This is a genomic window from Bradyrhizobium sp. Leo170, from assembly GCF_004296405.1.
Lineage (GTDB): Bacteria > Pseudomonadota > Alphaproteobacteria > Rhizobiales > Xanthobacteraceae > Bradyrhizobium.
Map to the genome: position 1 here is coordinate 1 of NZ_PSRR01000409.1, position 6876 is coordinate 6876.

The window sequence follows — 6876 nt, forward strand, 5'->3', positions numbered from 1 at the left end:
TCAGTCACGGCCAGAAGCAGTGGCTCGAGATCGGCATGCTGCTGGCGCAGGATCCGAAGCTGCTGCTGGTCGACGAGCCAGTGGCCGGGATGACCGATGTCGAGACCCACCAGACCGCGGAGCTTCTGAAGGAGATCAACAAGGACCACACCATCATGGTGGTAGAGCACGACATGACCTTCGTGCGCGAGCTTGGCGTCAAGGTGACCTGCTTGCATGAAGGCACGGTGCTGGCGGAGGGGAGCATCGACCAGGTCTCGTCGAACGAGCGGGTCGTTGAGGTCTACTTGGGTCGATAGGCCGTAGTGCGACTAGCGAATGGCGAGTAGCGAATAGGGAAGCGTGGAGACTATGAGCGCGGCAATTCTAACCATTCGCCATTCGCTATCCGCCATTCGCCGCGTCGCGATAGGAGATCGCTGATGCTCAAAGTCGACAACATCAACCTCTTCTACGGCGCGGCACAGGCGCTGCGCGGCGTCTCGCTGTCGGCCGAGCCCGGCAAGGTCACCTGCGTGCTCGGACGCAACGGCGTCGGTAAGACTTCGCTGCTCCGCGCGATGGTCGGCCAATATCCGATCGCGTCAGGTACGATCGAGTTCGACGGCAACGATATCACCGGCCTGAAGCCGTATGAGCGCGCGCGGCGCGGCATCGGCTTCGTGCCGCAGGGGCGCGAGATCTTTCCGCTGCTCACGGTGGAGGAGAATCTCAAGACCGGCTTCGGTCCGCTCAAGCGCGAGAACCGCTTCATTCCGGACGACGTGTTCTCGCTGTTTCCGGTGCTGCAATCGATGCTCGGCCGCCGCGGCGGCGACCTCTCAGGCGGACAACAACAGCAATTAGCGATCGGCCGTGCGCTGGTGATGCGGCCGAAATTGTTGCTTTTGGACGAGCCGACCGAGGGCATCCAGCCCTCGATCATCAAGGACATCGGCCGCGCTATCTCCTATTTGCGCAATCTCGGCAACATCGCGATCGTGCTGGTCGAGCAATATCTCGATTTCGCCTGCGAGCTCGGCGACTCCTTTGCGGTGATGGACCGTGGGGCGGTGAAATATGCCTGCGACCGCTCCAATCTCGATCCCGCTGAAATCTCGCGCCAAATGGCGCTATAAGGGACGCGACCGGCCAAACGGGGGGACGGATGCGCACCGAGATTGCACGCGCTGATGCAGCGACCTTTGCGGCCAACCGCGCCCGCGGTGCGGTGCGGTTCGGCGTGCGCCTGCACGATGGCGTCACCCGCCGCGGTGATTTGCACGAATCCGGCTCGCTCCGCGTACGTTTCCCTTCAGCGGAGGGCGAGGGGCTGTCGGCCGTGTTCGTCAATACCGCCGGCGGGGTTGCCGGCGGCGACCGCTTTGACATCGATATCGCGGCCCGTGAGGGCGCGCGGCTGACGCTGACGACAGCCGCCGCCGAGAAGATCTATCGCGCGGCCGGACCCGCCGCCCAGCTCAATATCGCGTTGAAGGCCGAAGCCGGCTCGCATCTGTCCTGGCTGCCGCAGGAGACCATCCTGTTCGACCGCGCCCGGATTTCGCGACGGATCGACATTGATCTGGCCGAAGGTGCGTCTCTGCTGCTGTGTGAGATCGTGGTGTTCGGCCGCTCAGCCATGGGCGAGACCATGCGCCATGGCGAATTTGTCGACCGCTGGCGGATGCGTCGCGGCGGTAGATTGGTGTTTGCCGAGACCGTCAGGCTCGACGGCAATATCGGTGAAAAGCTGGCGCGGCCTGCGGTCGCGAGTGGCGGTGTCGCCATCGGCACCGCGCTGATCGTGCCCGGCGATGATGCGGTCGTGGAGCGGATACGCGAGGCGCAAGATTCCTTCCGCGGCGAAGTCGGCATCTCCTGTTGGAATGGGTTTGCAATGGCGCGCTTCTGTGCCCAAGATGCGATGAGGCTGCGCGCCGACATGATGACGGTGCTCGGCCGCGCCTCTGCCGTCCCGCTGCCGAGGCTGTGGCTCAACTAGATCATTTGAAAACCATCAGAGTGCTCGCATGAATTTGTCTCCCCGCGAAAAGGACAAGCTCCTGGTCTCGATGGCCGCCATGGTGGCGCGCCGCAGGCTCGAGCGCGGCGTCAAGCTGAACCACCCCGAGGCCATCGCCCTGATCACCGACTTCATCGTCGAAGGCGCGCGCGATGGCCGCACCGTCGCCGACCTGATGCAGGCCGGCGCACAGGTCCTGACCCGCTCGCAGGTGATGGAAGGAATCCCGGAGATGATCCACGACATCCAGGTGGAGGCGACATTCCCGGATGGGACCAAGCTCGTTACCGTGCACGAGCCGATCCGTTGAGGAATGCAGGTCCATCAACGTCGTCATGCCCGGGCTTGACCCGGGCATCCACGTCCTTTGGGCTGAGTGGTGAGACGTGGATGGCCGGGTCAAGCCCGGCCATGACGCAGCAGAGCGATACGAGGTAGCAAGAATGATCCCCGGCGAACTCTTCATCCAGGACGGCGAGATCGAGCTTAATGCCGGCCGCAAGACCGTGACGCTCACGGTCGCCAACACCGGCGACCGCCCGATTCAGGTCGGCTCGCACTACCATTTCTTCGAGACCAATCCGGCGCTCAAGTTCGACCGCAAGAAGGCCCGCGGCATGCGCCTCGACATCGCCGCCGGCACCGCGGTTCGCTTTGAACCGGGCCAGACCCGCGAGGTCCAGCTCGTCGCGCTCGCGGGAAAACGCGTCATCCACGGCTTCCGCGGCGAGGTGAAGGGCAAGCTGTGATCCCCGGTGTCACGATGGCTGCCGTTCTCTTCGCGAGACAGGAACGGACTGTGCGGCGGCGCAGTTGAGGCGAAAAAGGAGTCTTGCCATGCTGCAGCCAATTCGCCTCGTCTCCGAAGCTGCCGAACTTGCCGCTCGCCGCCATAACGGCATGGCCCGCAAGGGCCGCGGCAACGAGCCTTACATCAATCACCTCGCCGAGGTCGCAAACCTGCTCGCGACAGCCACCGATGGCGCAGACGCCGAGCTCGTGGCAGCCGGCTGGCTGCACGACACGGTCGAGGACACCGAGACCACGCGCGAGGAGCTGGCGCAGAAATTCAGCGAGCGCGTCGCCGGGCTCGTAGTGGAGGTGACCGACGACATGTCGCTGCCCAAGCCACAACGCCGGCAAAAGCAGATCGAGGACGCCCCGCATAAATCGCCTGATGCCAAGATGATCAAGATCGCCGACAAGATCAGCAATACCCGCGCGCGCATCGTGCCGAATCCGAGCAGGGAAGAGCGCGACGATCTCGCCGACTATGCCGCTTGGGCCGAAAAGGTTGTGGCCGGATGCCGTGGCGTCAATCCGCTACTCGACGCTAAATTCGATGAGGCCGTCAAAGCCGCTAAAAGCGCGTTTTGAAGGCAAGGGAAATGGGGGGCTAGTATGTCCGTGAAGATCAAACGTTCTGTCTATGCCGACATGTTCGGGCCTACCACCGGCGATCGGGTGCGGCTCGCCGATACCGATCTCATCATCGAGGTCGAGAAGGATTTCACCACCTATGGCGAGGAGGTGAAGTTCGGGGGCGGCAAGGTGATCCGCGACGGCATGGGGCAGTCGCAGGTCACGAACCGGCAAGGAGCCGCCGACACCGTCATCACCAACGCGCTGATCGTCGACCATTGGGGCATCGTGAAAGCTGACGTTGCGATCAAGGAGGGCATGATCTCCGCGATCGGCAAGGCCGGCAATCCGGACATCCAGCCCAATGTCGACATCATCATCGGTCCCGGCACCGACGTGATCGCGGGCGAGGGCAAGATCCTCACCGCGGGGGGATTCGACAGCCACATCCATTTCATCTGCCCGCAGCAGATCGAGCACGCGCTGATGTCCGGCGTCACTTCGATGCTGGGCGGCGGCACTGGCCCCTCGCACGGCACCTTTGCCACGACCTGCACGCCGGGGCCCTGGCACATGGGTCGGATGATCCAGTCGTTCGATGCCTTCCCGGTCAATCTCGGCATTTCCGGCAAAGGCAATGCCTCGCGGCCGGCGGCGCTGGTCGAGATGATCAAGGGTGGCGCCTGCGCGCTGAAGCTGCATGAGGACTGGGGCACGACGCCGGCGGCGATCGACAACTGCCTTTCGGTCGCCGACGATCACGACATCCAGGTGATGATCCACACCGACACGCTGAACGAATCCGGCTTCGTCGAGGATACGGTGAAGGCGTTCAAGGGCCGCACCATCCACGCCTTCCACACCGAGGGCGCGGGCGGCGGCCACGCGCCTGACATCATCAAGATCGCCGGGCTGAAGAACGTGCTCCCGTCCTCGACCAACCCGACGCGTCCCTTCACGCGCAACACCATCGACGAGCATCTGGACATGCTGATGGTGTGCCACCATCTCGACCCCTCGATCGCCGAAGATCTGGCCTTCGCCGAAAGCCGCATCCGCAAGGAGACGATCGCAGCGGAAGACATCCTGCACGATCTCGGCGCGCTCTCGATGATGTCCTCGGACTCCCAGGCCATGGGCCGGCTCGGCGAGGTCATCATCCGCACCTGGCAGACCGCCGACAAGATGAAGAAGCAGCGCGGCTCGCTGCCCGAGGAAAAGGGCAACAACGACAATTTCCGCGTCAAGCGCTACATCGCCAAATACACCATCAACCCCGCGATCGCGCATGGCGTCTCAAAGCTGATCGGCTCGGTGGAGAAGGGCAAGCTCGCCGACCTCGTGCTGTGGTCGCCGGCGTTCTTCGGCGCCAAGCCGGACCTGATCATCAAGGGCGGCTCGATCGTGGCGGCGCCGATGGGCGATCCCAACGCCTCGATCCCGACCCCGCAGCCGGTGCACTACCAGCCGATGTTTGCGGCATACGGAAAATCGCTCACCGCATCTTCGGTGGTTTTCACGTCCAAGGCGGCGGTCGCCGGCGGGCTGGCGCGGAAGCTTGGGATCAGCAAGAAGCTCTATGCGGTCCAGAACACCCGCGGCAAGATCTCCAAGAAGAGCATGATCCACAATGACGCCACGCCCAGGATCGAGGTCGATCCGGAGACCTATGAGGTGCGCGCCGACGGCGAGCTTCTGACCTGCGCGCCCGCCGAGGTGCTGCCGCTGGCGCAGCGCTATTTCATGTTCTAAAACCTCCCCAGGCAGTCACGCCCAGAAACCAAAGCCGGGAGGAAATTCCGTGATTTACGTCGTTGCCACACTGACCATCAAGCCTGAAACGCGCGCCGAATTCATTGCGGCCGCCACCGCCTGCATCAAGGAGACGCGGAAGGAGCCCGGCAATATCGCCTATGACCTGCACGAGAGCGTCACCGATCCGACCAAGATGGTGTTCGTCGAGCAGTGGGAAAATGCCGAGGCGCTGGTGCCGCACCGCACGGCCGATCACATGAAGACCTTTGGCCGCGTCGCGGTGAAGTGCTTCTCGGCGCCGCCGAAGATCGAGGTGATCACGCCCGAGAAAGTGGAAGTCCGCTAAGAGAGAGCAACACCATATGATCCGCGCGACGTCCGTCAAGCCGCAACATCGCTGGAACGAGCAGCCGGCCGATACAGTCGTGCTCGATTTCGACGACCGCCACCGCCGGCGGATGGCGATGACGGGCACGCGCGGATTGGAATTCCTGCTCGATCTCGAGAACGCGATCGCGCTGCGCGGCGGCGACGCGCTGGTGCTGGAGGACGGCCGGCTGGTCGAGGTGGTCGCCGCGCCCGAGCCGCTTCTGGAGATCCGCGGCGCCGACCCGCACCATCTGATCCGCGTCGCCTGGCATCTCGGCAACCGCCATCTGCCGACGCAGATCATGAAGAAGGGCCTGCGCATCCGGCGCGATCACGTCATCGAGGCGATGGTGAAGGGGCTGGGTGCGCGCGTGATCGAGATCGAGGCGCCGTTCGATCCCGAAGGCGGCGCCTATGCCGGCCATGCGCATGAAGGCGATCCGGCCGCGCATCACCACACCGGCCATGACCATGCGCATGATCACGGCCATGGTCATGATGATCATCACCATCACCACAGTGATCACGATCACGATCACCACGGTGATCATCATCACCACGACGAGCATTGCGACCACGACCATCACCACCATCACGACCACTCCCATGCTCATGACCACAAATGAGCCGCCGCGAAGCGAGGCGTGGGGCGGGATGACGGAGGGCGAGGCCGCCTCGCTCTACCGTTTGATGACCTGGCTGTCGCCGTCGTTCCCGGTCGGCGCCTTCTCCTATTCCAGCGGCATCGAATGGGCGGTGGAGGCGGGCGACATCAAGGATGCCGCCTCGCTGCGCGACTGGCTTGCCGCGATGCTCAGCGAGGGCTCCGGCTTCTGCGATGGCGTGTTCCTCGCCCAGACGCATCAGGCGACCATGGCGCGTGACTTTGCAAGGCTGCGCGAGATCGCCGAGCTTGCTGCGGCTTTCGTGCCCTCGCGCGAGCGCCAGCTCGAGACCACGACGCAGGGCCGCGCGTTCATCGATGCCGCGCGCGCCGCCTGGTCTTCGCCTGATCTCGACGAGATCATCGCCGCCTGCGCCGGCGCGATTGTCTATCCCGTCGCGATCGGCCTGGTCAGCGCCACGCATGACATTCCGCTTGCGCCAGTGCTGCACGCGTTCTTCCATGCGGTGGTCTCGAACTGGATCTCCGCCGGCGCCCGCCTGATCCCGCTCGGCCAGACCGATAGCCAGCGCCTGCTCGCCGGTCTCGAACCCGCGGTCAGTGCGACCGCGATCCGCGCGCGCGACGCCTCGCTCGACGATCTCGGCAGCACCACCTTCCGCGCCGATCTCGCAAGCCTGCGCCACGAGACGCAATATACGAGGCTGTTCCGGTCATGATGCGATTTCCGCCTCACACGTCGTCCCGGCGAAGGCCGGGA

At 64.1% G+C, this 6876-nt stretch carries 10 protein-coding genes; all 10 read left to right on the plus strand.

Annotated features, from left to right (window positions below):
- A partial coding sequence (locus CWO89_RS38660; RefSeq protein WP_502702940.1) for an ABC transporter ATP-binding protein C-terminal domain-containing protein occupies positions 1 to 299 on the plus strand: 299 nt, incomplete at its 5' end.
- A gap of 123 nt (positions 300 to 422) precedes the next feature.
- Positions 423 to 1118, plus strand: a complete 696-nt coding sequence (gene urtE, locus CWO89_RS38665) for an urea ABC transporter ATP-binding subunit UrtE (RefSeq protein ID WP_130583587.1) — start codon at positions 423 to 425, stop codon at positions 1116 to 1118.
- A gap of 29 nt (positions 1119 to 1147) precedes the next feature.
- Positions 1148 to 1984 carry an urease accessory protein UreD gene (locus CWO89_RS38670; protein WP_130583588.1) on the plus strand — a complete coding sequence of 279 codons (837 nt, stop codon included), beginning with the start codon at positions 1148 to 1150 and terminating at the stop codon, positions 1982 to 1984.
- Positions 1985 to 2012: 28 nt separating this feature from the next.
- Positions 2013 to 2315 carry an urease subunit gamma gene (locus CWO89_RS38675; RefSeq protein WP_130583589.1) on the plus strand — a complete coding sequence of 101 codons (303 nt, stop codon included), beginning with the start codon at positions 2013 to 2015 and terminating at the stop codon, positions 2313 to 2315.
- A gap of 133 nt (positions 2316 to 2448) precedes the next feature.
- A complete protein-coding gene (locus tag CWO89_RS38680; protein WP_130583590.1) occupies positions 2449 to 2754 on the plus strand; it encodes an urease subunit beta in 306 nt (101 codons plus the stop codon).
- Between the two features lie 88 nt (positions 2755 to 2842).
- A complete protein-coding gene (locus CWO89_RS38685; RefSeq protein WP_130583591.1) occupies positions 2843 to 3382 on the plus strand; it encodes an HD domain-containing protein in 540 nt (179 codons plus the stop codon).
- A 24-nt stretch (positions 3383 to 3406) separates the two neighbouring features.
- Positions 3407 to 5119, plus strand: a complete 1713-nt coding sequence (ureC, locus tag CWO89_RS38690; protein ID WP_130583592.1) for an urease subunit alpha — start codon at positions 3407 to 3409, stop codon at positions 5117 to 5119.
- A gap of 49 nt (positions 5120 to 5168) precedes the next feature.
- Positions 5169 to 5468, plus strand: coding sequence for a putative quinol monooxygenase (locus CWO89_RS38695; protein ID WP_028165122.1), 300 nt, complete (start codon positions 5169 to 5171; stop codon positions 5466 to 5468).
- A 16-nt stretch (positions 5469 to 5484) separates the two neighbouring features.
- Positions 5485 to 6117, plus strand: a complete 633-nt coding sequence (locus CWO89_RS38700; protein ID WP_130583593.1) for an urease accessory protein UreE — start codon at positions 5485 to 5487, stop codon at positions 6115 to 6117.
- Positions 6098 to 6835, plus strand: a complete 738-nt coding sequence (locus tag CWO89_RS38705; RefSeq protein WP_130583594.1) for an urease accessory protein UreF — start codon at positions 6098 to 6100, stop codon at positions 6833 to 6835. Before CWO89_RS38700 ends, CWO89_RS38705 begins: the two co-directional genes overlap by 20 nt.
- Positions 6836 to 6876: the final 41 nt, after the last annotated feature.